We start from the raw sequence: 24,795 nt of genomic DNA on the forward strand, positions 1-24,795 counted from the left end.
GCGGCGCTCGATTTATGCACCACCTCAAATCCCAAGCCAGCCCCCCCCAAAAAAACCCACCCCATAAATTGACCTAAAAGTCAGCTTAAAGAGCAAATGGTCGCCGATCTTGCCGCCAACGTGCTTTCCTCTACCCCAATCCCGCATCATTCCGTAGAATGCGCTCCTTTTTTCCTCCGGGGCAGCAACCTGCAATGAGCTCACACGAACACAGCCCAGGCGCGGCGGCGCCAGCCAATGAACTGGTGCTTGGCCTCGAGGACAAGCCACGGCTGTTGATCGGCCTGCTGGCGGCGCTGCAACACCTGCTGGCAATCATCGTCCCCATCGTCACCCCTGGCTTGCTGATCTGCCAGGCGCTGGGCGTTTCGGCGCGTGACACCAACCTGATCGTGTCGATGTCGCTGGTGATTTCCGGTATCGCCACCTTCGTCCAGTGCAAGCGCTTCGGCCCGTTCGGTGCGGGATTGCTGATCGTCCAGGGCACCAGCTTCAACTTCGTCGGCCCGCTGATTGCCGGCGGTGCGCTGATGGTCAAGCAAGGCACGCCGGTGGAAAGCGTGATGGCGGCGATCTTCGGCGTGGTGATCGCCGGCTCGTTCGTCGAAATGGGGGTGTCGCGCATCCTGCCGTTCGTCAAACGCCTGATCACCCCACTGGTGACCGGCATCGTCGTGCTGATGATCGGCCTGACCTTGATCAAGGTCGGCCTCATCAGCATGGGCGGTGGCTTTGGCGCAATGGCCGACGGCACCTTCGCCAACGGCGAAAACCTGCTGCTCTCGGGCGTGGTGCTGGCGATCATCGTGATCCTCAACCGCATCCCGGTGGTGTGGATGCGCAGCTGCGCCATCGTCATCGCCCTGGCCGTGGGCTACGCACTGGCAGGCTACCTTGGCCGCCTGGACTTCACTGGCATGCACCAGGCCGCACTGCTCCAGGTCCCGACGCCGCTGCACTTCGGCCTGGGCTTTTCCTGGGCGCTGTTCATTCCGATGCTGGTGATCTACCTGGTGACGTCGCTGGAAGCCATTGGAGATGTCACCGCCACCAGCAAGGTCTCGCGCCAACCGGTCGAAGGCCCGGTATGGATGCAGCGGATCAAGGGCGGTGTACTGGTCAACGGCGCCAACTCGCTGCTGGCCGGCTTCTTCAACACCTTCCCCAGCTCGATCTTCGCCCAGAACAACGGCGTGATTCAGCTGACCGGCATCGCCAGCCGCCATATCGGGATGTGGATTGCCGTGATGCTGGTCCTGCTGGGCCTGTTCCCCAGCGTTGCCGGGGTGATCCAGGCAGTGCCCGAGCCGGTGCTGGGTGGTGCAGCCATGGTCATGTTCGGTGCGGTAGCCGCCTCCGGCATCAACATCCTGGCCAGCACCCGCCTGGATCGCCGCGCCTTGCTGATTATCTCGGTATCGCTGGCGCTGGGCCTGGGCGTGGCTCAGGTCCCCGAATTTCTCGCGCACATGCCGGAGGCGATTCGCCATGTGCTGGAATCGGGCGTGGCCACCGGCGGCATCTGCGCCCTGCTGCTGAACTGGTTCCTGCCAGAGAACAAGGAAAACGCCTGACCCGGCGTGCTTCAGCCGACAAAGCCCGCGCCCACCGGCGCGGGCTTTTTGCTTTATCATGGCGGCATTCCTTTATTCGAGTTGTCCATGAAATTCGCCATCGCGGTTTTTTCCCCGGCCCATGCGCCCTCCTCGCGCCGCGCCCTGCGCTTCGCCGAGGCGGTACTGGCCGACGGGCATGAGATTGCCCGGCTGTTCTTCTACCAGGACGGCGTTCACAGCGCCTCGGCCAACATCGTCGCGCCCCAGGACGAAGTGGATGTCGCGGCCCAGTGGCGCGCCTTTATCGAAGCCCAGCAGCTTGACGCGGTGGTGTGTATCGCCGCCGCCTTGCGCCGCGGAGTGCTCGACCAGGCCGAAGCCACGCGTTACCAGCGTCCGGCAGTGAACCTGCCCCAGCCCTGGGAGCTGTCGGGCCTGGGTCAGTTGCATGAAGCGGCGCAGCTTGCCGACCGCCTGGTCTGTTTTGGAGGCGATTGAAATGGCCAAATCCCTGTTGATCATCAGCCGCCAGGCGCCGTGGAATGGCCCTGGCGCACGCGAGGCACTGGACATCGCCCTGGCGGGCGGTGCGTTCGACCTGCCGCTGGGCATGCTGTTTCTTGATGACGGCGTGTTCCAGCTGGCGCCCGGCCAGCAACCGAGCGCCGTGCAGCAGAAGAACCTCGGCGCCAACCTGCAGGCGCTGCCGATGTTCGGCGTCGAAGAACTGTATGCCTGCCAGCACAGCCTGACCCGCCGTGGCCTGGCAGCCGACACCCTGGACCTGCCGGTGGAGGTGCTGGACGACGCAGCACTGACCGCGCTGATTGCCCGTTACGACCAAGTGGTGACGCTCTGATGCCGACCTTGCACGTGCTCTCCCATTCCCCCTTCGGCGACGACCGCCTGGGCAGTTGCCTACGCCTGCTCGGCAGCGATGATGCCTTGCTGTTGTGCGGCGATGCGGTTTACGCCCTGCGCGACGGCAGCGACACGCAGCGCCTGCTACAGACGGCCGGCCTGGCTCAACGCCTGTTCGCCCTCGACGAAGACCTGCAAGCGCGCGCCATCAGCAGTGAGCTGGCCAAGGCGGTGGACTACCCGGCGTTCGTCGCCTTGTCACTGCACTACGACAAGGTCAACAGCTGGCTATGAACACACTGACCGTTGGCGATCAAGCGATCGCCCTGGACAAGGACGGCTTTCTGCTCGACCTGCAAGACTGGTCCCATGCCGCCGCCGAGGCACTGGCCGAGCGCGAGAGCATCGCCCTGACCGCCGATCACTGGGAAGTCCTCGAACTGCTGCGTCAGTTCTACGAGGAATACCAGCTGTCCCCGGCCACGCGCCCGCTGATCAAGTACACCGCACTCAAGCTGGGGCCGGAAAAGGGCAACAGCCCGCACCTCAACCGCCTGTTCAATGGCACCCCCGCCAAACTCGCAGCCAAGCTCGCGGGCCTGCCCAAGCCGACCAATTGCATATGACCGACGCTCGCCCGCTGACCCTGGAAACCCCGGCCGAACACCCCTTCGCCGAATTCGTGCGCATCCTTGGCAAAGGCAAGCGCGGTGCGCGCGGCCTGACCCGCGAGGAAGCCCGCGCCGCCATGACCCTGCTGCTGGAAGGCAAGGTCGAAGACACCCAGCTCGGTGCCTTCCTCATGCTGCTGCGGCACAAGGAAGAGAGCGCCGAAGAGCTGGCCGGCTTCACCGAAGCCGTGCGCGCCCACCTGCAAGCGCCCTCCATCGCGGTCGACCTGGACTGGCCGAGCTATGCCGGCAAGAAGCGCCACTTGCCGTGGTACCTGCTGGCAGCCAAATGCCTGGCCAACAACGGCGTGCGCATCCTCCTGCACGGTGGCGGCGCGCACACCGCCGGGCGACTGTACACCGAACAGGTGCTGGGCCTGCTGCAGATACCGCTGTGCCGTGACTGGCCTGCGGTCAGCGAGGCCCTGGACCAGCAGCGCCTTGCCTTCGCGCCCCTGCAGGACTGGCTGCCGCAGTTGCAGCGCATGATCGACCTGCGCAACACCCTCGGCCTGCGCTCGCCCATCCATTCCCTGGCGCGCGTGCTCAACCCGCTGGGCGCCCGTTGCGGCCTGCAGAGCATCTTCCACCCCGGGTACCAGGCCGTGCACCGCGAAGCCAGCCGCCTGCTCGGCGACCATGCCGTGGTGATCAAGGGTGACGGCGGCGAGATCGAGGTGAACCCCGATGTCATCAGCCACTTGTACGGCACCACGGCGGGAGAAACCTGGGACGAGGAATGGCCAGCGCTGAGCGAGCGCCGCCACGTGAAACCGCCGAGCCTGCAGCCAGAACAGCTGCTGGCCGTCTGGCGCGGCGAAGCCGAAGACAGCTACGGTGAAATGGCTGTGGTCGCGACCATGGCCTTGGCCCTGCGCGGGCTGGGCCAGGATCGCGAGCAGGCATTTGCCACGGCACGCGGTTACTGGAGCGCACGGAACCAATCGAATAAGTAGATGGTTACCCCGCAGTCTTTGCACTAGTTGTTCGAACGATTTGCCCTAGACTGAGCTCCAACGACAAACGACTTTGTTCCGAGGAGCTCACCATGGGCCTTTTGATCGACGGCCGCTGGCATGACCAGTGGTACGAAAACGGCAAGGACGGCGCGTTCAAGCGCGAGAATGCCCAACGCCGCAATCAACTGCCCGCCCCCGAGGCCGGCCGCTACCACCTGTATGTGTCGCTGGCGTGCCCGTGGGCTCATCGCACGTTGATCTTGCGCGCGCTCAAAGGCTTGGAGCCGCTGATCGATGTGTCGGTGGTGAGCTGGCTGATGCAGGAAAGCGGCTGGACCTTCGACCAGCAGCAAGGCTCCAGCGGCGACCACCTCGACGGCCTCACCTACCTGCACCAGCGCTACACCCAGGACGACCCGCACTACACCGGCCGTGTCACCGTGCCCGTGCTGTGGGACAAGCAAGAGAAGCGCATCGTGAACAACGAGTCGTCGGAGATCATCCGTATCTTCAACAGCGCCTTCAACGAGCTGACCGACAACCACCTGGACCTGTACCCCGAGCCACTGCGCCCGGCCATCGAGGCGCTCAACGCGCGCATTTATCCGGCAGTGAACAACGGCGTGTACCGCGCAGGCTTCGCCACCACGCAAGAGGCCTACGAGGCCGCGTTCGATGACGTGTTCAATGAGCTGGATTATCTGGAAGATCTGCTAAGCCGTAATCGCTACCTGGCCGGTGAATACCTGACCGAGGCCGACGTGCGGCTGTTCACCACGCTGGTGCGTTTCGATGCGGTTTACCACGGGCACTTCAAGTGCAACCTGCGCCGCTTGAGCGACTACCCGAACCTGTCCAACTGGCTGCGCGAGCTGTATCAGTGGCCGGGGGTGGCGCAGACGGTGAATATGGAACATATCCAGAAGCACTATTACATGAGTCACAAGACCATCAACCCGAATGGGATTGTGCCCAAGGGGCCGTTGCAGGACTTTAGCCAGCCGCATGATCGGGGGCGGTTGGCGGGCAAGGGGATTTGGCAGGCTTGAGATCGTCGGGGGCAGCAGTGCCTCTGTGGGAGCGGGCTTGTCCCGCGAACACCGGCGAAGCCGGTGCCATGCACCGAGTTGCCTGCTTCGCGGGGCAAGCCCGCTCCCACAGCAATCGCGCCAACTTCAAGAAGTTGAGCAAGACAGTTGCTCCCACAGGATCAGCACAGCTCTCAAGAACGGTGTAGTACCTGTGGGAGCCGGCTTGCCGGCGATGGGCCGCAAAGCGGCCCCAACAATTTCAGTCCTGCTGCGAGCCTTCGAACCAGGCCAGCTTCTCGCGCAACTGCACCACTTCCCCGACAATCACCAGGGTCGGCGCATGCACCTCATGCTGGGCCACCAGCGCCGGCAAGTCCGCCAAGGTGCCGGTGAACACCCGCTGATTGCGCGTAGTTCCCTGCTGCACCAACGCCGCCGGCGTACTGGCCGCACGACCATGACGAATCAGCTCGGCACAAATGGTCGGCAACCCCACCAGCCCCATGTAGAACACCAAGGTCTGCGCCGGTGCAACCAGGTCATCCCAAGGCAGATTACTGGTACCGTCCTTGAGATGCCCGGTCACGAACCGCACCGACTGGGCATAGTCCCGGTGAGTCAGCGGAATACCGCCATAGGCGGAACAGCCACTGGCCGCGGTAATACCCGGCACCACCTGGAACGGGATGCCATGCTCGGCCAGCTCCTCGATCTCCTCACCACCCCGGCCGAAGATGAACGGGTCGCCGCCCTTCAGGCGCAACACACGCTTGCCCTGCTGCGCCAGGTCGACCAGCAGGCGGTTGATCTGGTCCTGCGGCACGGCATGGTCGGCGCGGCGCTTGCCCACATAGATGCGTTCGGCATCGCGCCGGCACATCTCGATGATCGCAGGCGCCACCAGGCGGTCGTAAAGCACCACATCGGCCTGCTGCATCAGGCGCAAGGCGCGGAAAGTCAGCAAGTCCGGGTCACCCGGTCCAGCGCCCACCAAATACACCTCGCCGCCCTGCTGTACCGGGGCACCGTCGACCATGGCCTGCAACAACTTTTCGGCCTCGCCCCCCTGCCCGGCCAGTTGGCGCTCGGCAATCGGGCCCTGGAACACGGTTTCCCAGAAGCCGCGGCGCTGGTTGACGTCGGGGTACAACGCCTTGACCTTGTCGCGAAAACGCGCGGCCAAGCCGGCCAGCTCACCATAGGTAGACGGAATCCAGGCCTCCAGCTTGGCGCGGATCAAGCGCGCCAGCACCGGGGCGTCACCGCCACTGGAAACCGCCACCACCAAGGGTGAGCGGTCGACGATCGCCGGGAAGATCACCGTGCACAGGGCCGGCGCATCCACCACGTTGACCGGCAGGCTGAGCGCCTGCGCATCGGCCGACACCTGGGCATTGAGCCCCGAGTCATCGGTGGCCGCGATCACCAGCCGGCAACCGACCAGGTCGTCCGCCCGATAGCCACGTACCAGGACCTCGCCGCCACCTTCACGGGCCAGCGCGGCCAGCTGGCCATCGACGTCGGGCGCCACCACCCGCAGCGCGGCGCCGGCATCGGCCAGCAGGCGCGCCTTGCGCAAGGCGATTTCGCCGCCGCCGACGACCAGCACGCGGCCGCCCTGCAGCTTGTGGAACAGCGGCAGGTAATCCATTTAGCGGATGACCTCGACACCACCCATGTACGGCTTCAGTACTTCCGGCACGCGAATCGAGCCGTCGGCCTGCTGGTAGTTCTCCAGCACCGCCACCAAAGTACGGCCCACCGCCAGGCCGGAGCCATTGAGGGTGTGCACCAGCTCAGGCTTGCCGGTTTCCGGGTTGCGCCAGCGGGCCTGCATGCGGCGGGCCTGGAAGTCACCGCAGTTGGAGCAGGAGCTGATCTCGCGGTACTTGTCCTGGCTCGGCACCCACACTTCCAGGTCGTAGGTCTTCACGGCGCCGAAGCCCATGTCGCCGGTGCACAGGGCCAGCACGCGATACGGCAACTCCAGCAGCTGCAGGACGCGCTCGGCGTTGGCGGTCAGGCCTTCCAGCGCTTCCATCGACTTGGACGGCTCGACCACCTGGACCATCTCGACCTTGTCGAACTGGTGCTGGCGGATCATGCCGCGGGTGTCGCGGCCCGATGCGCCGGCTTCACTGCGGAAGCACGGGGTGTGGGCGACCAGCTTGAGCGGCAGCTGCTTGGCGTCGAGGATCTCGCCAGCCACCAGGTTGGTCAGCGACACTTCGGCGGTCGGGATCAGATAGAAGTCGGCTTCGCCTTCGCGGCTGATCTTGAACAGGTCTTCCTCGAACTTCGGCAGCTGGCCAGTGCCTTGCAGCGCCGGGGCCTGCACCAGGTACGGGGTGTAATGCTCTTCGTAGCCGTGCTCGCCGGTGTGCAGGTTGATCATGAACTGCGCCAGTGCGCGGTGCAGGCGGGCGACCGGGCCACGCAGCACGGCAAAGCGGGCACCGGACAGCTTGGCCGCGGCTTCGAAGTCCAGGCCACCGCTGATTTCGCCCAGGGCGACGTGGTCCTTGATCTCGAAATCGAAAGCTTTCGGCGTACCCCAGCGGCGCACTTCGACGTTGTCGTCTTCGCTGGCACCGACTGGAACGCTGGCGTCCGGCAGGTTCGGAATGGTCAGCAGGATGCCGTCCAGTTCAGCCTGGATACCGTCCAGTTCGACCTTGCCGGCCGCCAGTTCATTGGCCATGCGCTCGACGTCGGCCATCAGCGGCGCGATGTCTTCACCCTTGGCCTTGGCCTGGCCAATCGATTTGGAGCGGGCGTTACGCTCGGCCTGCAACTGCTCGGTACGGGTCTGTACCGCCTTGCGGCGTTCTTCCAGCGATTCGATGCGCGCGACATCCAGGCTGAAGCCACGGGAGGCGAGGCGGTCAGCCACTTCCTGGAGTTGGCCGCGTAACAGTTTGGAATCGAGCATGTCGTTCTCTCGTTATGTATAGAGGTTGGTTCAGAGTCGGGTCAGGGACAGGCCGGCCCAAGTGGCCAGGAGCCCGCCCATCACGCTAATACCGGTATAGCCCACGGCCAGGGGCACCTGCCCACTTTCCATGAGGCGCACGGTATCGAGCGAAAAGGAGGAAAACGTCGTCAGCCCGCCCAGGAAGCCGACGATCAGGCCTGCGCGCAGCTCCACGGGGGCCATCGGCTTGTGCAGGAACAGGCCGTAGAGCAGGCCGATCAGCAGGCAGCCAACCAGGTTGACAGCCAGCGTACCGAGATAGAAATGCCGGGGCCAGTGGGCCGACACGAAGTTCGAGGTGGCGAAACGCAGCAAAGTGCCGGCAATACCGCCCGCGCTGACGGCGGCGACGAGTGCGATCACGGTTTTCTCCGCTGTCGGGGGCTGTTGCGGTCGAGCTCGTGCAGATGGCGCAGTTTTTCGCCGATCTTCAGCTCCAGGCCACGGGGAACAGGCTGGTAGTAGGGGCGCGGCTCGAGCTGGTCGGGGAAGTAGTCTTCGCCGGCGGCGTAGGCATCGGGCTCGTCGTGGGCGTAGCGGTATTCATCGCCATAGCCCAGTTGCTTCATCAGCTTGGTCGGCGCATTGCGCAGGTGCAGTGGCACCTCCAGCGAGCCGTGCTCGGCCGCCTCGCGCAATGCGGTCTTGAAGCCCATGTACACGGCGTTGCTCTTCGGTGCGCAGGCGATATAGGTGATGGCCTGGGCCACCGCCAGTTCACCCTCCGGGCTGCCCAGGCGCTCCTGCACGTCCCAGGCAGCCAGGCACAGGCTCAGCGCGCGCGGGTCGGCGTTGCCGATGTCTTCGCTGGCCATGCGCACCACGCGGCGGGCGATGTACAACGGGTCGCAGCCGCCGTCGAGCATGCGCGCGAACCAGTACAGCGCGGCATCGGGATTCGAGCCACGCACCGATTTGTGCAGCGCGGAAATCTGGTCGTAGAAGGCCTCGCCGCCCTTGTCGAAGCGCCGGCGGCTGTCACCGAGCAGGCTTTGCAACAATTCGACGGAGATCTCGCCACCGTCTTCGGCCAGGTCCGAGGCGTTCTCAAGGAAATTGAGCATGCGCCGGCCATCGCCATCGGCGGCGGCCATGAGCATCTTGAAGGCCTCGTCGCCGACCCGCAGGTTGCGCTTGCCCAAGCCCCGCTCTTCGCTGAGCGCACGGTCGACCAGCTTGCGCAGCGCGACATCGTCGAGGCTCTTGAGCACATACACCCGCGCCCGCGAGAGCAAGGCGTTGTTCAGTTCGAACGACGGGTTTTCGGTGGTGGCACCGATGAAAATCAGCGTGCCGTCCTCCACGTAGGGCAGGAAGGCGTCCTGCTGGGACTTGTTGAAGCGGTGCACTTCGTCGACGAACAGGATGGTGCGCCGGCCGTACTGGGCGGCCTGCTGCTTGGCCACCTCGACAGCCTGGCGGATCTCCTTGACCCCGGCCAGCACCGCCGACACTGTTTCGAAGTGAGCATCGCAGAACTGCGCCAGCAGCCGCGCCAGGGTGGTCTTGCCCACGCCTGGCGGGCCCCAGAAGATCATCGAGTGCAGCGCACCCTGCTCCAGCGCCTCGCGCAGCGGTTTGCCACGCGCCAGCAAATGCTCCTGGCCGACGTACTCGCCCAGGTTGGAGGGGCGCAGGCGAGCAGCCAGGGGCTGGGCGACGGGTTCGCTTCGAAACAGGTCCATGACGAGCTCCGGTTACTCCTTGATCACGTCAGCGCCTTTGGGGATGTCGAACCTGAACTTGCTGTCCGGCACCGCCTGGTTGGCCTTGACCCCGTTGAACAGGATGTTGGTGCGCTGGCCGACGCTGTCGATCAGCTGCATGTCGTTGATCAGGCCCTTGCGGAACGACACGCGCAGCGAGTCGAACAAGGTGTCCTTGGTCTTCGGCTTGAGGGTGAAGTCCATCACATCGCCCTGCTCCTTGGAGGTGATGTCGAAGCTCTGGCTGATTTTCGACACGTCACCGGACAGCAGCAGCGCCGGGGTCTGGTTCAGGCGCACGTCGAGCTTCTTGATGGTGGCCTGTTCCAGGTCCGGGTCCCACAGGGTGACGTTCTTGCCATCGGACACCACCACCTGCTCCTGCGGAGCATCGGTGTGCCAGTAGAACAGGCCTGGGCGCTTGACCGTCATCTTGCCGGAGGTTTCCTGCAGGCTGGTGCCGCCGGCATCCAGGGTCAGCTGGGAGAAATTGGCTTCGATGGTCTGCGACTTCTCCAGCAACTGGGTCAGGCGCTGTACATCCTGCTCACCGGCATAGGCCGACACAGTGGTCGACACAGAGGCCAGGGTCAGGGCAGAAACCAACAGCATGCGAATCGCGCGCATGTTTATCCTCATTGAGCATTGAAGGAGCCGGGCGCCACCGTTGGCGCCCGGCAAGGTGTTCATCAGTCGCGTGGGCCGCCTGGGGCGATCACTTCCCGCGAGCCGTTGCTGTTCATCGGGGTGACCACGCCGGCCATTTCCATTGCCTCGATCATGCGGGCAGCGCGGTTGTAGCCGATCTTCAGCTTGCGCTGCACGGCCGAGATCGATGCACGGCGGCTTTCAAGCACGAATTGCACGGCCTCATCATACAGCGCGTCGCTCTCCGAATCTTCGCCATCGCCACCACCGCCGCCGCCTTCGAAGCCGCTGCCGGCCTCTTCCACGCCATTGAGGATGTCGTCGTTGTAGTCCGGCGCGCCGCGCATCTTCCAGGCTTCCACGACCCGGTGCACTTCGTCGTCGGAGACGAACGCACCGTGAACACGGATCGGCAGGCTGGTGCCCGGCGGCATGTAGAGCATGTCACCGTGGCCCAGCAACTGCTCGGCGCCACCCTGGTCGATGATGGTCCGCGAGTCGATCTTGCTCGACACCTGGAACGCCATGCGGGTCGGGATGTTGGCCTTGATCAGGCCGGTGATCACGTCCACCGACGGGCGCTGGGTGGCAAGGATCAGGTGGATACCGGCAGCCCGCGCCTTCTGTGCGATACGGGCGATCAGCTCTTCGACCTTCTTGCCGACGATCATCATCATGTCGGCGAATTCGTCGACCACCACCACGATGGTCGGCAGGGTTTTCAGCACCGGCGGCTCGTCGTCCATGCTCTCGCGGCGGTACAGCGGGTCGTGGATGACCTCGCCAGCCTCCTGGGCATCCTTGATCTTGCGGTTGAAGCCGGCCAGGTTGCGCACGCCCATCGCCGCCATCAGCTTGTAGCGCCGCTCCATCTCGGCCACGCTCCAGCGCAGGGCGTTGGCGGCGTCCTTCATGTCGGTGACCACCGGGCACAGCAAGTGCGGGATGCCTTCGTAGATCGACAGTTCAAGCATCTTCGGGTCGATCATGATCAGCCGCGCGTCTTCCGGGCCCGACTTGAACAGGATCGACAGGATCATCGCGTTCACGCCCACCGATTTACCGGAACCGGTAGTACCGGCCACCAGCAGGTGCGGCATCTTGGCCAGGTCGGTGATCACCGGCTTGCCGCCGATGTCGTGGCCCAGCGCCAAAGTGACCGGCGACTTCTGTTCATCGTACTGCGGCGTCGCCAGCACTTCGGAGAAGCGCACCATCTGGCGGTTCTCGTTGGGGATCTCGATACCCACGGTGGTCTTGCCGGGGATCACCTCGACCACCCGCACGCTGGTCACCGCAATGGACCGTGCAAGGTCCTTGGCCAGGTTGGCGATACGGCTGACCTTGACCCCGGCCGCCGGCTGGATTTCATAACGGGTAATCACAGGGCCCGGGTGGATGGAGTCCACCGAGACTTCCACGCCGAATTCCTTGAGCTTGATCTCCAGCAGTTGGCCGACACCGGCCAGGGATTCTGGCGAATACTCGATCTTCTTCTGCTCGGCCGGGTCGAGGATGGAGATCGACGGCAGGGTACCTTCCACCGCGCTGTCGACGAACAGCGGTGTCTGCTTCTCTTTCATCACCCGCTTGCTTGGCTCGGGCGCCTTCACCGCAGGCGGCATGATCACCGGTGCCGCAGGTTGCTCACGGGGCACCACCGTCTCACGTGGCACCACGGGTTCGCGCGGCGCAGCCGGCCGGGCCGGGGTTTCTTCGCGCTCGACGATGCGCTCGCGTGGCTGTGGCTTGATCGGTTCGCGCTTCTCGGCAGGCGTCGGCGCCGCGTCGAATTTGGGCTCGTCGACCTCGCGCAACTGCGCCTCCAGGCGTTTGCGCTCGTTGCGTGCCTCCCACCAGCGGTTGGCCGCACCCTGTACCAGCTCGAACAGGTCGAGGGTGATCTTGCCGGTCATGTCCATCACCTTGAACCAGGACAGGTCGGTGAACACGGTCAGGCCGAACAGGAACAGGGCAATGAACATCAGCGTGCTGCCCTGCACGTTGAGCAGGTTGCGCGCGAGCTCGCCGAGGCTTTCGCCCAGGGCACCACCGGCGGAGAACGGCAGGCTTGCCGGCGGATGGAAATGGATATGCGCCAGGGCCGCACCGGACAGCACCAGGAACACCAGGCCGATCAGCCGCCAGGAGAACAGCCAGCCACTCCACTGCCACGGCTGGTGCCGCTCGCGGAAGATCTGCCAGGTCTTGATCGCCAGCAACAGCGGGAAGATGTAGGCGAAATAGCCAAGCACCATGAACAGGATGTCGGCGAAATAGGCACCGGCACGCCCGGCGGCATTCTGCACCTGCTCAGCGTTGCTGGTGTGGCTGAAGCCCGGATCGGAGGTGTCGTAGGTCAGCAGTGCCATCCACAGGTACAGGCACAGGGCGCCGACAGCGATCAACGCACCTTCCTTGAGGCGGTAATGCAGCTGCTGCCGCCACAGGGGCACGGGCAAAGGAGCTGGAGTTGCGGTGGATTTCTTCAAAACGCGTCTATTCCTGCGCGTGCTGCGCGTCCAGTAGTGATCGGCCGGTGTCTGGCCAATGAACCCCTACTTTTAACATTACTGCCCGCCGGCCGCCATGGCGGCACGCCGTATGGAGCTAGGCTGGGGGCGACTTTCGTATAGCTGCAATTTGAGCATGCATTTTCTTTTGTGACAAAGGCTTATGCTGTGTTTTTGCACAGGTGTGACAGCAAATGCGCCCAATGGTGCCTGCTGCCTCATGAAAGCGCAGGAAATTGCCTGCCTCGCGGCCAGAACCTGCGCATTGGCGGGCAAGCATTGACCCTCGAAGCCTTGCGCGCCATGCTGCCCTCTCCCCTCCCCCACCGCACGATAGACCATGCTCACCTGGCTGACCCGCGACTCGCTGACCTTCCCTCCCCTGGAAAAGGCCCTGCACGACCCCAACGGTTTGCTCGCCGCCGGCGGCGACCTGAGCCCCGACCGCCTGGTGCAGGCCTATCGCCATGGCTGCTTCCCCTGGTACCAGGACGGTCAGCCAATCCTCTGGTGGTCGCCTGACCCGCGCACGGTGCTGCTCCCTGACGAACTGCACGTCTCGCGCTCGCTGGCCAAGCTGATGCGCCAGGGCCGCTACCAGGTCAGCTTCGACACCGACTTCGCCGCCGTGATCGCCGCCTGCGCCGCGCCCCGCGACTACGCTGACGGCACCTGGATCACCGACACCATGCGCGATGCCTACTGCGAACTGCATCGGCGCGGCATCGCCCATTCGGTGGAAGTACGCCAGGACGGCGAGCTGGTCGGCGGACTCTATGGCCTGGCCATGGGCCAGCTGTTTTTCGGCGAATCGATGTTCAGCCGCGCCGACAACGCCTCCAAGGTCGGTTTCGTAACCCTGGTCGAGCACCTGCGCCAAGCCGGCTTCGTGCTGATCGACTGCCAGATGCCGACCAACCACCTGCACAGCCTTGGCGCTCGCGCCATCAGCCGCGCACGTTTCGCCGAATACCTCGCACAGCACCTCGACCAGCCCAACAGCGCCACCTGGGTGGCCTAGGCGAGTTTTGCCAGCTGGCTTACACTTAAAACAAAGTCTCACCGAAGGGGTCGATCATGACAGAGTTGGCGCGGTTGAAGTTCTATGCCACTCAGCCCCACTCCTGCAGCTATCTGCCGGACGAGCAGGCGACCACCCTGTTCCTCGACCCCAGTCAGCCGATGGACGTGCATGTCTATGCCGACCTGTCGGAGATGGGCTTTCGGCGCAGTGGCGACCACCTGTATCGCCCGCACTGCCAGAATTGCAACGCCTGCGTGCCGGCACGCATCCCTGCTGCTCGCTTCATTCCCAACCGTCAGCAGCGACGCATTCTCAAGCGCAATGCCGACCTTACCGTGACGGCCGCGCGGCCGGCCTTCAAGGAAGAATACTTCGACCTGTACCGGCGCTACATCGAGACCCGCCACGCCGATGGCGACATGTACCCGCCGAGTCGCGACCAGTTTTCCACCTTCCTGGTGCGCGACCTGCCGTTCTGCTGGTTCTACGAGTTCCGCCTGGCCGGGCGCCTGCTGGCGGTGGCCGTATGCGACCTGCTGCCCAACGGCCTGTCGGCGGTCTACACCTTCTACGAACCCGACGAGGAGCGTCGCAGCCTGGGGCGTTTCGCCATTCTCTGGCAGATTACCGAAGCCCTGCGCCAGGACCTGGAAGCGGTCTACCTCGGCTACTGGATCAAGAACTGCAAGAAGATGAACTACAAGACCCAGTACCGCCCCATCGAGCTGCTGATCAACCAGCGCTGGGTCACCCTCAATTGAAAGCATTGGCTTGACACACTATTTTCCGGCATAATCCACGCCACTTTTTTGCCCGCTGCGGTTATGCGTCGGGCTAACACTGGATACCTGAGGGCTCTACTGCATGTCGAAAGAAGACAGCTTCGAAATGGAAGGTACTGTCGTCGACACCCTGCCCAACACCATGTTCCGCGTGGAGTTGGAAAACGGGCACGTCGTAACCGCGCACATCTCCGGAAAGATGCGCAAGAACTACATCCGCATTCTCACTGGCGACAAGGTCCGCGTCGAGCTGACGCCTTATGACCTGAGCAAGGGCCGCATCACTTACCGTGCGCGCTAAGCTCCAGCCATGAAAAAGCCCGGCCATGTGCCGGGCTTTTTTGTGCCTGTGAAATTTCAGGCTTGCATCGCACCTTGTGGGAGCAGGCTCGCCCCGCGAAGCAGACTCCGCGGTGCATGGCACCGGCTTCGCCGGTGTTCGCGGGACAAGCCCGCTCCCACAGGGGCCCAGCTTGTCACGCCACCTCTGCCGTGGTCTCGAAATCGAACACCAGTTCGCCATCGCGCAAGTCGACGTGCACCACACCGCCATGCTCGGCCAGCTCGCCAAACAGGATCTCTTCGGCCAATGGCCGCTTGATCTTGTCCTGGATAAGCCGCGCCATCGGCCGTGCACCCATCTGCACATCGTAGCCCGAGGCCGCCAGCCAGCCGCGTGCATCATCGCTGACTTCCAGCAGCACCCGCTTGTCTTCCAACTGGGCCTGCAGCTCGATGAGGAACTTGTCGACGATGCTCTTGATCGTCTCGTGGCTCAGACGGCCGAACTGGATAATGGTATCCAGGCGGTTGCGGAACTCCGGCGTGAAGCTCTTGCGAATGACTTCCATGGCATCGGACGCATGGTCCTGATGGGTGAAGCCGATCGACGCCCGTGCCGCGGTTTCTGCCCCGGCGTTGGTGGTCATGATCAGGATCACGTTACGGAAGTCGGCCTTGCGCCCGTTGTTGTCGGTCAGGGTACCGTGGTCCATCACCTGCAGCAGCAGGTTGAAGACTTCCGGGTGGGCCTTCTCGATTTCGTCGAGCAGCAGCACGCAATGCGGCTGCTTGGTGATGGCTTCTGTCAACAGGCCGCCCTGGTCGAACCCGACATAGCCTGGAGGCGCACCGATCAGGCGCGACACGGTGTGCCGCTCCATGTACTCGGACATGTCGAAGCGCACCAGCTCGACCCCCAGCGCCTTGGCCAACTGCCGCGCCGCTTCGGTCTTGCCGACACCGGTGGGACCGGCGAACAGGAACGAACCGACTGGCTTGTCCGGCGCCTTGAGGCCGGCACGGGACAGCTTGATGGCCGTGGCCAGCGAGTCGATCGCGGCATCCTGACCGAACACGGTCAGTTTCAGGTCACGCTCCAGGTTGCGCAGCAGCTCCTTGTCGGAACTGGTGACGTGCTTCGGCGGAATCCGCGCGATCTTGGCAACGATGTCCTCGACCTGCGGCACCTCGATACGCTTGACCCGGTTTGCCTCAGGCTGCAGGCGCTGGTAGGCGCCCGCCTCGTCGATCACGTCGATGGCCTTGTCCGGCATGTGGCGATCGTTGATGTAGCGCGAGGCCAGCTCGGCAGCCGCGCGCAGCGCCTCGTCGCTGTACTCGATGTTGTGATGACTTTCGAACCGCCCCTTCAGGCCACGCAGGATACCGACGGTATCTTCGACCGACGGCTCACTGACATCGACCTTCTGGAAGCGCCGAGCCAGGGCCCGGTCTTTCTCGAAGATGCCGCGAAACTCCTGGAAGGTGGTCGAGCCGATGCAGCGAATATCGCCGGACGACAGCAGCGGCTTGAGCAGGTTGGACGCATCCATCACCCCGCCGGACGCCGCACCCGCACCGATGATGGTGTGGATTTCGTCGATGAACAGAATCGCTTGCGGGCGTTTGCGCAGCTCGCCGAGCAACGCCTTGAAGCGCTTCTCGAAATCGCCGCGGTACTTGGTGCCGGCCAGCAACGCGCCGAGGTCAAGCGAATACACCACGCTTTGCGCCAGCAGATCGGGCACCTGGCCGTCGACGATACGCTTGGCCAGGCCTTCGGCGATGGCGGTTTTACCGACGCCGGCCTCACCGACCAGCAGCGGGTTGTTCTTGCGCCGACGGGCAAGGATCTGCGCAACGCGCTCGACTTCCTGCTCGCGGCCTACCAGCGGATCGATACGGCCCGCACGCGCCAGCTCGTTAAGGTTGCTGGCATAGGCGTCCAAGGGGTTGCTCGAAGACGAAGTTTCACCACCATCCTCGTCCTGCATCTCCTGGTCGCTTTCACTGTGCGAACCATGCCCTGGCACCTTGGAGATGCCATGGGCGATGTAGTTGACCACGTCGATACGGGCCACGCTCTGCTGCTTGAGCAGGAACACGGCCTGGCTTTCCTGTTCGCTGAAGATCGCCACCAGCACATTGGCGCCGGTCACTTCGCGCTTGCCGGAGCTTTGCACGTGGAACACGGCACGCTGCAGCACACGCTGGAAGCCCAGGGTCGGCTGGGTTTCACGGTCTTCGTCATTGACGGGAATAAGGGGTGTAGTGGAATCGATGAACTCTTGCAGGTCGTGCTTGAGTTTGTCGAGATTGGCGCCACAGGCGCGCAGAACGGTCGCGGCAGCCTCATTGTCAAGGAGTGCCAGCAGCAAATGTTCGACGGTCATGAACTCATGACGCTTCGAACGAGCCTCCTTGAAGGCAAGATTGAGGGTGACTTCGAGCTCGCGGTTTAACATAGCTTCACCTCATACCCAAGTGGTCGGCGATTAACCGTCCTTCTCGATTTCACAGAGTAGCGGATGCTGGCTTTCCCTGGCGTATTGGTTGACCTGCATGGCCTTTGTTTCGGCGATGTCACGGGTAAACAATCCGCACACTGCCCGCCCCTCGGTATGGACGGTCAGCATGATCTTGGTCGCCAGCTCGCGGTTCAGACTAAAGAACGTTTCGAGCACTTCGACGACGAAATCCATCGGCGTGTAGTCATCGTTGAACAAAACCACCTTGTACATAGGTGGAGCCTGCAGGATCGGCTTGGCTTCCTGTACCGCAAGACCTGAGCCGTCGTCCTCGTTCGATTGCGGGCGATCCTGATTGAATGTTAGTCGAATCTTGCTAGGTGCATGCATGGAAAGAATTTCATCATGATCGACAGGTTAACGTTGTGGGTTGACCGCACAGGCCACTGCCAGCGCACGCGCTGGGCGACCTTGACTATCGGCAAAACGGTGTTACAACCAATAAGAACCCACCGTGGTCGATAAAGATCCGCGCAGTCAACCAGATTTTTCGCATGGTTCGTATGCGGATGAAGTGGATGATACTCCAGTGATGGAGTCCTTTGCAGAGGGACATAGGGATGGCAAGCGGTAAAGTCAAGTGGTTCAACAATGCCAAGGGCTACGGATTCATCAACGAGGAGGGTAAAACCGAAGATCTGTTCGCTCATTACTCAGCGATCCAGATGGACGGTTACAAGACACTCAAAGCTGGCCAGACAGTGAACTTCGATATCATCCAGGGGCCAAAAGGACTGCACGCGATTGCGATCGTGCCCGCTGGAGCCGAAGCCGCGAGCAAGGTGTCACCCCCTCTCGAAACCGTCAAAGCCTGAATCACCCGCTCTGCCGGTATACGAACGAACCGGCCGCTTCCTTAATAGAAGCGGCCGGTTTTCAATTGCCTCACATATGCTTGATCATCTCGTCCCCGAAGCCTGAACTGCCCACCAGCTTGGCCCCCTCCATCAGCCGCTCGAAGTCATAGGTCACGGTCTTGGCTGCAATCGCGCCATTGGTGCCCTTGATGATCAGGTCGGCCGCCTCGGTCCAGCCCATGTGGCGCAGCATCATCTCCGCAGACAGGATCACCGAGCCAGGGTTGACCTTGTCCTGCCCGGCGTACTTGGGCGCGGTGCCGTGAGTCGCCTCGAACATGGCCACGGTATCGGACAGGTTGGCCCCCGGCGCGATGCCGATGCCGCCCACTTCCGCCGCCAGGGCATCGGACAGGTAGTCACCGTTGAGGTTGAGCGTGGCGATCACGTCATATTCGGCCGGGCGCAGCAGGATCTGCTGCAGCATGGCGTCGGCGATGGCGTCCTTGACGATGACCTCGCGCCCGGTCCTGGGGTTCTTGAACTTCATCCACGGGCCGCCATCGAGCAGCTCGGCACCGAACTCGTCCCTGGCCACCTCGTAGCCCCAGTCCTTGAAGGCCCCCTCGGTGAACTTCATGATGTTGCCCTTGTGCACCAGGGTCAGCGATTCGCGGTCGTTATCCACCACGTACTGCAGGGCCTTGCGCACCAGACGCTTGGTGCCCTCGCGGGAGACCGGCTTGACGCCGATGCCACAGTCCTGGTCGAAGCGGATCTTGGTGACGCCCATTTCCTCCTTGAGGAACTTGATCACCTTGTTCGCCTCGGGCGAGCCGGCCTTCCATTCGATGCCGGCATAAATGTCCTCCGAGTTTTCCCGGAAGATCACCATGTCCACATCCCCGGGCTTTTTAACCGGGCTCGGCACACCCTGGAACCACAGCACCGGGCGCAAGCAGACATACAGGTCGAGCTGCTGACGCAGGGCCACGTTCAGCGAACGGATACCGCCGCCGACCGGCGTGGTCAGCGGCCCCTTGATCGACACCACGTATTCTCTCACCGCATCCAGGGTTTCCTGGGGCAGCCAGGTGTCCTGGTCATACACCTGGGTGGCTTTCTCCCCGGCATACACCTCCATCCAGGCGATCTTGCGCTTGCCGCCGTAGGCTTTCTGCACGGCCGCATCGACCACCTTGATCATCACCGGCGACACATCGACGCCAATCCCATCGCCTTCGATATAAGGAATGATGGGGTTGTCGGGCACATTGAGCGAATGGTCTGCATTGACGGTGATCTTGGCGCCGTCGGTCGGAACCTTGATTTTCTGGTATCCCATGCTTGCACTACTCCGCTTTCGGGTGTGATTGGACATCATGCGATCCCACTGAGCCTAAACCACATCCGCCGACCTGCAAGGCCCTATCGCCGGCAAGCCGGCTCCCACAAAAAGCCCAGGCACCCCCAAACCCTGTGGGAGCCGGCTTGCCGGCGCCAGGGGCGCCACCGACAAACCTGCGGCAACGCACCGCATTGCCCCTACGTCTTTGGTCTTATAAATGGCGCCGATGTCACTTCGTCTTGCTGAATAGCCTGATTGGTTTGATATACTGCGCCGCGACCCAAGGGTCATCGGGGCGAATCCCAGGTAAATGCGGCTCGCCCTCGGCCAGCAATGGCCAAAAGCCTGGGTTGTTACCGCAGCTCAGCACTTGACGCTCGACTGATGCATCCACCATCACCGCTCGCAGCCTCTCGACTTTCCGCTCATGGCGTCGCCGGAGCGAAGCGCTTACCCTGCGCACCACGAGACTCGAGTACGCTCAGCACATAGAGAGTTAACCCGCATGCCCACCCGTTCCAAGATCATCTATACCTTCACCGACGAAGCCCCCGCCCTCGCCACCTACTCGCTGCTGCCGATCGTCGAAGCCTTCACCGCTTCGGCTGACATCGCCGTCGAAACCCGCGACATTTCCCTGGCTGGCCGTATCCTCGCGGCATTCCCGGAGCAACTGGGCGCCGAGAAGCAGGTAGGCGATCACCTGGCGGAGCTGGGCCAACTGGCTACCACCCCTGAAGCCAACATCATCAAGCTGCCGAACATCTCGGCCTCGGTCCCGCAGCTGAAAGCGGCGATCAAAGAGCTTCAGGCCAAGGGCTTCAACATCCCTGACTACGCCGACGAGCCGGCCACCGCGGAAGAAAAAGAATCCCGCGCGCGCTACGACCGCATCAAGGGCAGCGCCGTGAACCCGGTACTGCGCGAAGGCAACTCCGACCGCCGCGCGCCGCTGTCGGTCAAGAACTACGCTCGCAAGCACCCGCACAAGATGGGCGCCTGGGCCGCCGACTCCAAGTCGCACGTTGCCCACATGAACAATGGCGACTTCTACGGCAGCGAGAAGGCCGCACTGATCGAGGCTGACGACAGCCTGCGCATCGAACTGGTCAGCAAAGACGGCAGCACCACCGTGCTGAAAGAAAAGACCGCCGTCAAAGCCGCCGAAGTCATCGACTGCGCCACCATGAGCCGCAAGGCCCTGAAAGCCTTCATCGCCGAGCAGATCGCCGATGCCAAGGCCTCCGGCGTGCTGTTCTCGGTCCACCTGAAAGCCACCATGATGAAGGTCTCCGACCCGATCATGTTCGGCGTCATCGTCGAAGCGTTCTACGGCGAAGTACTGGCCAAGCACGCTGCCGCGCTGACCGAAGCCGGCTTCAATGCCAACAACGGCATCGGCGACCTGTACGCCCGCATCAAGGACCTGCCAGCCGACAAGCAGGCCGAGATCGAAGCCGACATCCAAGCCCTGTACGCCGAGCGTCCAGCCCTGGCCATGGTCAACTCCGACAAGGGCATCACCAACCTGCACGTACCGAGCGACGTCATCGTCGACGCCTCGATGCCTGCAATGATTCGTGACTCGGGCAAGATGTGGAACACCGCCGGTGAACTGCAAGATGCCAAGGCGATCATCCCGGACCGCTGCTACGCCGGTATCTACCAGGCCACCATCGAAGACTGCAAAGTCAACGGTGCCTTCGACCCGACCACCATGGGCAGCGTGCCGAACGTTGGCCTGATGGCGCAGAAAGCCGAAGAGTACGGCTCCCACGACAAGACCTTCCAGGTCAAGGCCGATGGCGTTGTGCGCGTGGTCGACAGCAAGGGCAAGGTCGTTCTGGAGCAGAACGTCGAAGCCGGTGACATCTTCCGCATGTGCCAGACCAAAGACGCGCCGATCCAGGACTGGGTCAAGCTGGCCGTCAACCGCGCCCGCCTGAGCGACACCCCAGCGGTGTTCTGGCTGGACCCGGCCCGCGCCCACGACGGCGTGATGATCGAGAAGGTGCAGCAGTACCTGAAGGATCACGACACCACTGGCCTGGACATCCGTATCCTGGCACCGGTCGACGCCATCAAGTTCTCCCTGGCCCGCATCCGCGAAGGCAAGGACACCATCTCGGTGACCGGCAACGTGCTGCGCGACTACCTGACCGACCTGTTCCCGATCATGGAGCTGGGCACCAGCGCCAAGATGCTGTCGATCGTGCCGCTGATGAACGGCGGTGGTCTGTTCGAAACCGGCGCCGGCGGTTCAGCACCGAAGCACGTACAGCAGCTGGTTGAAGAGAACTTCCTGCGTTGGGACTCGCTGGGTGAATTCCTGGCCCTGGCCGCTTCCCTGGAGCACCTGGGCAACACCTACGACAACCCGCGCGCCAAGGTCCTGGCCAACACCCTGGACCAGGCCACCGGCAAGTTCCTCGACACCAACAAGTCGCCTTCGCGCAAAGTCGGTGGTATCGACAACCGCGGCAGCCACTTCTACCTGACCCTGTACTGGGCCGAAGCCCTGGCTGCCCAGAGCGACGACGCCGCCCTGCAAGCGCGCTTCGCACCGCTGGCCAAGACCCTGATCGAGAACGAAGCGACCATCGTCGCCGAGCTCAACGCCGTTCAGGGCAAGCCGGCCGACATCGGTGGCTACTACGCCCCGGATGCCGAGCTGACCGCCAAGGTGATGCGCCCAAGCCAGACCCTGAACAGCGCCATTGCCGCCCTGTAAGGTTCGCTTGAAGTAACAGCACAAACCCCGGCCACGCACCGGGGTTTGTGCTTTCTGGGAATTGGGGCTGCTTTGCAGCCCCCGCGATCCAAGGACACACAAATGACCTGGCAACCCCACATCACCGTCGCCACCCTCGTCGAACACGAAGGCAAGTTCCTCTTCGTCGAAGAATTCAAAGCCGGCCAGCACGTCTTCAACCAGCCCGCCGGCCACCTCGAACCCTTCGAAACCCTGCCCCAGGCCGCCCTGCGCGAAACCCTCGAAGAAACCGCCTGGGAAGTCGAGCTCACCGGCGTGGTCGGCATCTACCTCTACACCGCCCCCAGCAACGGCGTGACCTACCAGCGCATCTGCTTCGCCGCCCGCCCCGTGCGCCACCACGCCGACCTGGCCCTGGACAGCGATATCGTCCGCGCCGTCTGGCTGACCCGCGAAGAACTGCTGGCCGACCCCACCCGCTGGCGCAGCGAGCTGGTGCCACGCTGCCTGGACGACTACCTCAAAGGCCCCCTGCACAGCCTCGATCTGCTGCGCGACTGACGCGCCGCCCCGGGTTTGATAGAATCGGCGTTTTTCCCCCTTGATACACATCGGTAATCATGACCAGCCCAGCACTCAAAGACCCCGCCAAGACCCGCGTCATCGTCGGCATGTCCGGCGGCGTGGACTCTTCCGTCTCCGCCCTTCTGCTCATGGAACAGGGCTACCAGGTGGAAGGGCTGTTCATGAAGAACTGGGAAGAGGACGACGGCACCGAGTACTGCACCGCGCGTGAAGACCTGGCCGACGCCCAGGCCGTGTGCGACCGCATCGGCATCAAGTTGCACACCGCCAACTTCGCCGCCGAGTACTGGGACAACGTGTTCGAGCACTTCCTCGAGGAATACAAGGCCGGCCGCACGCCGAACCCGGACATCCTCTGCAACCGCGAAATCAAGTTCAAGGCGTTCCTCGAGTACGCCCTGTCGCTGGGCGCCGACCTGATCGCCACCGGCCACTACGTGCGCCGCCGCGACACCGGCGAGCTCACCGAACTGCTCAAGGGCCTGGACCCGAACAAGGACCAGAGCTATTTCCTGCATGCCGTCGGCGGCAAGGAAATCGCCCGCACCCTGTTCCCGGTCGGCGAGCTTGAAAAGCCCGAAGTGCGCGCCATTGCCGAAAAACACGGCCTGGCCACCGCCAAGAAGAAGGATTCCACCGGTATCTGCTTCATTGGCGAACGCCGCTTCAGCGACTTCCTCAAGCAGTACCTGCCGGCCCAGCCGGGCAACATCGAAACCACCGAAGGCGAAGTGATCGGCCGCCACCACGGCCTGATGTACCACACCATCGGCCAGCGCCAGGGCCTTGGCATCGGTGGCCTGAAGGACGCCGGCGACGAGCCGTGGTACGTGCTGCACAAGGACCTGACCCGCAACGTGCTGGTGGTCGGCCAGGGCAACGAACACCCTTGGCTGTTCTCCCGCGCCCTGCTCGCCTCGGAAATCTTCTGGGTCAACCCGATCGACCTGAGCAGCCCGCGCAAGCTCACCGCCAAGGTGCGCTACCGCCAGAGCGACCAGCAGTGCACCCTGGAGCTGACTGAAACCGGCTACCGCGCCGTGTTCGACGAGCCGCAGCGCGCCGTGACCCCAGGCCAGTCGGTGGTGTTCTACGACGGCGAGGTGTGCCTGGGCGGCGGCGTGATCGAAACCGCCGAGCCGTGGAGCCCGCGCGCATGAGCAACCTGCAGGAGCAATTGATTGCCCTGGGCGGAGTGTTTCAGGCCGCCGTGCTGGTCGACCGCATCGCCCGCACCGGCCAGGCCAGCGAGGCCAACATCGGCTGCATGCTGGGCAGCCTGCTGGTGCGCGACCCGAAGGACACCCTGGAAGTGTTCGGTGGCGACGACCTGAACCTGCGCGACGGCTACCGCGCGCTGGTCGGCGCCCTGGAGCGCGACCCCAACAGCCTGCAGCGCGAACCGCTGCGCTATGCCCTGTCGATGCTGGGCCTGGAGCGCCAGCTGAACAAGCGCGGCGACCTGCTCGACACCATCGGCAATCGCCTGCCGCAGATCCAGTCGCAGGCCGATCATTTTGGCCTGGTTCACGAAAACGTCATCGCTTCCAGTGGAGCCTTGTACCAGGACACCTTGAGCACCCTGCGCCAGCGCATCCAGGTGCATGGCGACATGCGTTTCCTGCAGCAGGCCAGCAATGCGTCGAAGATTCGCGCCCTGCTGCTGGCCGGTATCCGCGCCGCGCGCCTGTGGCGCCAGCTGGGCGGGCACCGCTGGCAACTGGTGTTCAGCCGGCGCAAGTTGCTCAACGAACTGTACGACATGATGCGCAACGCCTCCTGAAGAGGGGTTGGCCGTTCCGGCCTCATCGCCGGCA

At 63.4% G+C, this 24,795-nt stretch carries 24 protein-coding genes; 15 read left to right on the forward strand and 9 right to left on the reverse strand.

Annotated features, from left to right (window positions below; all coding sequences use genetic code 11):
• The first annotated feature begins 194 nt into the window (after window positions 1–194).
• From PMI38_RS19815 to PMI38_RS19845, 7 genes are all read left to right on the forward strand, one after another.
• The gene (locus tag PMI38_RS19815) at window positions 195–1,574 is read left to right on the forward strand and encodes a nucleobase:cation symporter-2 family protein (RefSeq protein ID WP_008097710.1); all 1,380 of its coding nucleotides are present in this window, start codon (window positions 195–197) and stop codon (window positions 1,572–1,574) included.
• Between the two features lie 87 nt (window positions 1,575–1,661).
• Window positions 1,662–2,054 (forward strand): sulfurtransferase complex subunit TusD, encoded by a 393-nt coding sequence (tusD, locus tag PMI38_RS19820; RefSeq protein WP_008097712.1) that lies wholly within the window; start codon window positions 1,662–1,664, stop codon window positions 2,052–2,054.
• A 1-nt stretch (window position 2,055) separates the two neighbouring features.
• Entirely contained in the window at window positions 2,056–2,415 is a 360-nt protein-coding gene (gene tusC, locus PMI38_RS19825; RefSeq protein WP_008097714.1) for a sulfurtransferase complex subunit TusC, read from the forward strand.
• Window positions 2,415–2,711 (forward strand): sulfurtransferase complex subunit TusB, encoded by a 297-nt coding sequence (tusB, locus tag PMI38_RS19830; RefSeq protein WP_008097717.1) that lies wholly within the window; start codon window positions 2,415–2,417, stop codon window positions 2,709–2,711. The genes tusC and tusB overlap by 1 nt, the downstream gene beginning before the upstream one ends.
• Window positions 2,708–3,043 carry a TusE/DsrC/DsvC family sulfur relay protein gene (locus tag PMI38_RS19835; RefSeq protein ID WP_008097719.1) on the forward strand — a complete coding sequence of 112 codons (336 nt, stop codon included), beginning with the start codon at window positions 2,708–2,710 and terminating at the stop codon, window positions 3,041–3,043. Before tusB ends, PMI38_RS19835 begins: the two co-directional genes overlap by 4 nt.
• A complete protein-coding gene (locus PMI38_RS19840) occupies window positions 3,040–4,044 on the forward strand; it encodes a glycosyl transferase family protein (protein ID WP_008097722.1) in 1,005 nt (334 codons plus the stop codon). The genes PMI38_RS19835 and PMI38_RS19840 overlap by 4 nt, the downstream gene beginning before the upstream one ends.
• 92 nt (window positions 4,045–4,136) lie before the next feature.
• Window positions 4,137–5,096: a glutathione S-transferase family protein gene (locus PMI38_RS19845; RefSeq protein WP_008097724.1), complete on the forward strand. Its 960-nt coding sequence runs from the start codon at window positions 4,137–4,139 to the stop codon at window positions 5,094–5,096.
• Window positions 5,097–5,337: 241 nt separating this feature from the next.
• Here PMI38_RS19845 and cysG read toward each other — a convergent pair whose 3' ends face one another.
• The 6 genes from cysG to PMI38_RS19875 form a co-directional block, all read right to left on the reverse strand.
• The gene (gene cysG, locus PMI38_RS19850; RefSeq protein ID WP_008097726.1) at window positions 5,338–6,729 is read right to left on the reverse strand and encodes a siroheme synthase CysG; all 1,392 of its coding nucleotides are present in this window, start codon (window positions 6,727–6,729) and stop codon (window positions 5,338–5,340) included.
• Window positions 6,730–8,010, reverse strand: coding sequence for a serine--tRNA ligase (gene serS / locus PMI38_RS19855; RefSeq protein WP_008097727.1), 1,281 nt, complete (start codon window positions 8,008–8,010; stop codon window positions 6,730–6,732).
• 30 nt (window positions 8,011–8,040) lie between these two features.
• On the reverse strand, window positions 8,041–8,415 hold the full coding sequence (gene crcB / locus PMI38_RS19860; protein ID WP_008097730.1) for a fluoride efflux transporter CrcB: 375 nt from the start codon (window positions 8,413–8,415) through the stop codon (window positions 8,041–8,043).
• Window positions 8,412–9,737 carry a replication-associated recombination protein A gene (locus tag PMI38_RS19865; RefSeq protein ID WP_008097732.1) on the reverse strand — a complete coding sequence of 442 codons (1,326 nt, stop codon included), beginning with the start codon at window positions 9,735–9,737 and terminating at the stop codon, window positions 8,412–8,414. The genes crcB and PMI38_RS19865 overlap by 4 nt, the downstream gene beginning before the upstream one ends.
• A 12-nt stretch (window positions 9,738–9,749) precedes the next feature.
• On the reverse strand, window positions 9,750–10,385 hold the full coding sequence (lolA, locus tag PMI38_RS19870) for an outer membrane lipoprotein chaperone LolA (protein ID WP_008097734.1): 636 nt from the start codon (window positions 10,383–10,385) through the stop codon (window positions 9,750–9,752).
• Window positions 10,386–10,447: 62 nt separating this feature from the next.
• Window positions 10,448–12,898, reverse strand: a complete 2,451-nt coding sequence (locus tag PMI38_RS19875) for a DNA translocase FtsK (protein WP_162130468.1) — start codon at window positions 12,896–12,898, stop codon at window positions 10,448–10,450.
• Between the two features lie 361 nt (window positions 12,899–13,259).
• On the opposite strand from PMI38_RS19875, the gene aat reads away from it, so the two are divergent.
• From aat to infA, 3 genes are all read left to right on the forward strand, one after another.
• Window positions 13,260–13,940 carry a leucyl/phenylalanyl-tRNA--protein transferase gene (gene aat / locus PMI38_RS19885; protein WP_008097739.1) on the forward strand — a complete coding sequence of 227 codons (681 nt, stop codon included), beginning with the start codon at window positions 13,260–13,262 and terminating at the stop codon, window positions 13,938–13,940.
• A 56-nt stretch (window positions 13,941–13,996) separates the two neighbouring features.
• On the forward strand, window positions 13,997–14,704 hold the full coding sequence (locus PMI38_RS19890; protein ID WP_008097741.1) for an arginyltransferase: 708 nt from the start codon (window positions 13,997–13,999) through the stop codon (window positions 14,702–14,704).
• Between the two features lie 103 nt (window positions 14,705–14,807).
• Window positions 14,808–15,026 (forward strand): translation initiation factor IF-1, encoded by a 219-nt coding sequence (gene infA / locus PMI38_RS19895; RefSeq protein WP_002553999.1) that lies wholly within the window; start codon window positions 14,808–14,810, stop codon window positions 15,024–15,026.
• Window positions 15,027–15,201: 175 nt separating this feature from the next.
• On the opposite strand, the gene clpA is transcribed toward infA, so the two are convergent.
• Together clpA and clpS are read right to left on the reverse strand one after the other, a co-directional pair.
• Window positions 15,202–17,472, reverse strand: a complete 2,271-nt coding sequence (clpA, locus tag PMI38_RS19900; RefSeq protein ID WP_008097744.1) for an ATP-dependent Clp protease ATP-binding subunit ClpA — start codon at window positions 17,470–17,472, stop codon at window positions 15,202–15,204.
• Between the two features lie 30 nt (window positions 17,473–17,502).
• On the reverse strand, window positions 17,503–17,865 hold the full coding sequence (gene clpS, locus PMI38_RS19905) for an ATP-dependent Clp protease adapter ClpS (RefSeq protein WP_043274002.1): 363 nt from the start codon (window positions 17,863–17,865) through the stop codon (window positions 17,503–17,505).
• A gap of 230 nt (window positions 17,866–18,095) precedes the next feature.
• On the opposite strand from clpS, the gene cspD reads away from it, so the two are divergent.
• Window positions 18,096–18,350 (forward strand): cold shock domain-containing protein CspD, encoded by a 255-nt coding sequence (cspD, locus tag PMI38_RS19910; RefSeq protein WP_008097747.1) that lies wholly within the window; start codon window positions 18,096–18,098, stop codon window positions 18,348–18,350.
• Between the two features lie 70 nt (window positions 18,351–18,420).
• On the opposite strand, the gene icd is transcribed toward cspD, so the two are convergent.
• Window positions 18,421–19,677: an NADP-dependent isocitrate dehydrogenase gene (gene icd, locus PMI38_RS19915; protein WP_008097749.1), complete on the reverse strand. Its 1,257-nt coding sequence runs from the start codon at window positions 19,675–19,677 to the stop codon at window positions 18,421–18,423.
• Window positions 19,678–20,185: 508 nt separating this feature from the next.
• On the opposite strand from icd, the gene PMI38_RS19920 reads away from it, so the two are divergent.
• From PMI38_RS19920 to hflD, 4 genes are all read left to right on the forward strand, one after another.
• Window positions 20,186–22,411 carry an NADP-dependent isocitrate dehydrogenase gene (locus tag PMI38_RS19920; RefSeq protein ID WP_008097751.1) on the forward strand — a complete coding sequence of 742 codons (2,226 nt, stop codon included), beginning with the start codon at window positions 20,186–20,188 and terminating at the stop codon, window positions 22,409–22,411.
• Window positions 22,412–22,513: 102 nt separating this feature from the next.
• Window positions 22,514–22,954, forward strand: a complete 441-nt coding sequence (locus tag PMI38_RS19925) for an NUDIX hydrolase (protein WP_008097753.1) — start codon at window positions 22,514–22,516, stop codon at window positions 22,952–22,954.
• Between the two features lie 59 nt (window positions 22,955–23,013).
• Complete coding sequence (gene mnmA, locus PMI38_RS19930; protein WP_008097754.1) at window positions 23,014–24,138, forward strand: tRNA 2-thiouridine(34) synthase MnmA; 1,125 nt, start codon at window positions 23,014–23,016, stop codon at window positions 24,136–24,138.
• Entirely contained in the window at window positions 24,135–24,761 is a 627-nt protein-coding gene (gene hflD, locus PMI38_RS19935) for a high frequency lysogenization protein HflD (protein WP_008097756.1), read from the forward strand. The genes mnmA and hflD overlap by 4 nt, the downstream gene beginning before the upstream one ends.
• Window positions 24,762–24,795: the final 34 nt, after the last annotated feature.

The organism is Pseudomonas sp. GM84, from assembly GCF_000282535.1.
In the GTDB taxonomy this organism is placed as follows: Bacteria; Pseudomonadota; Gammaproteobacteria; order Pseudomonadales; family Pseudomonadaceae; genus Aquipseudomonas.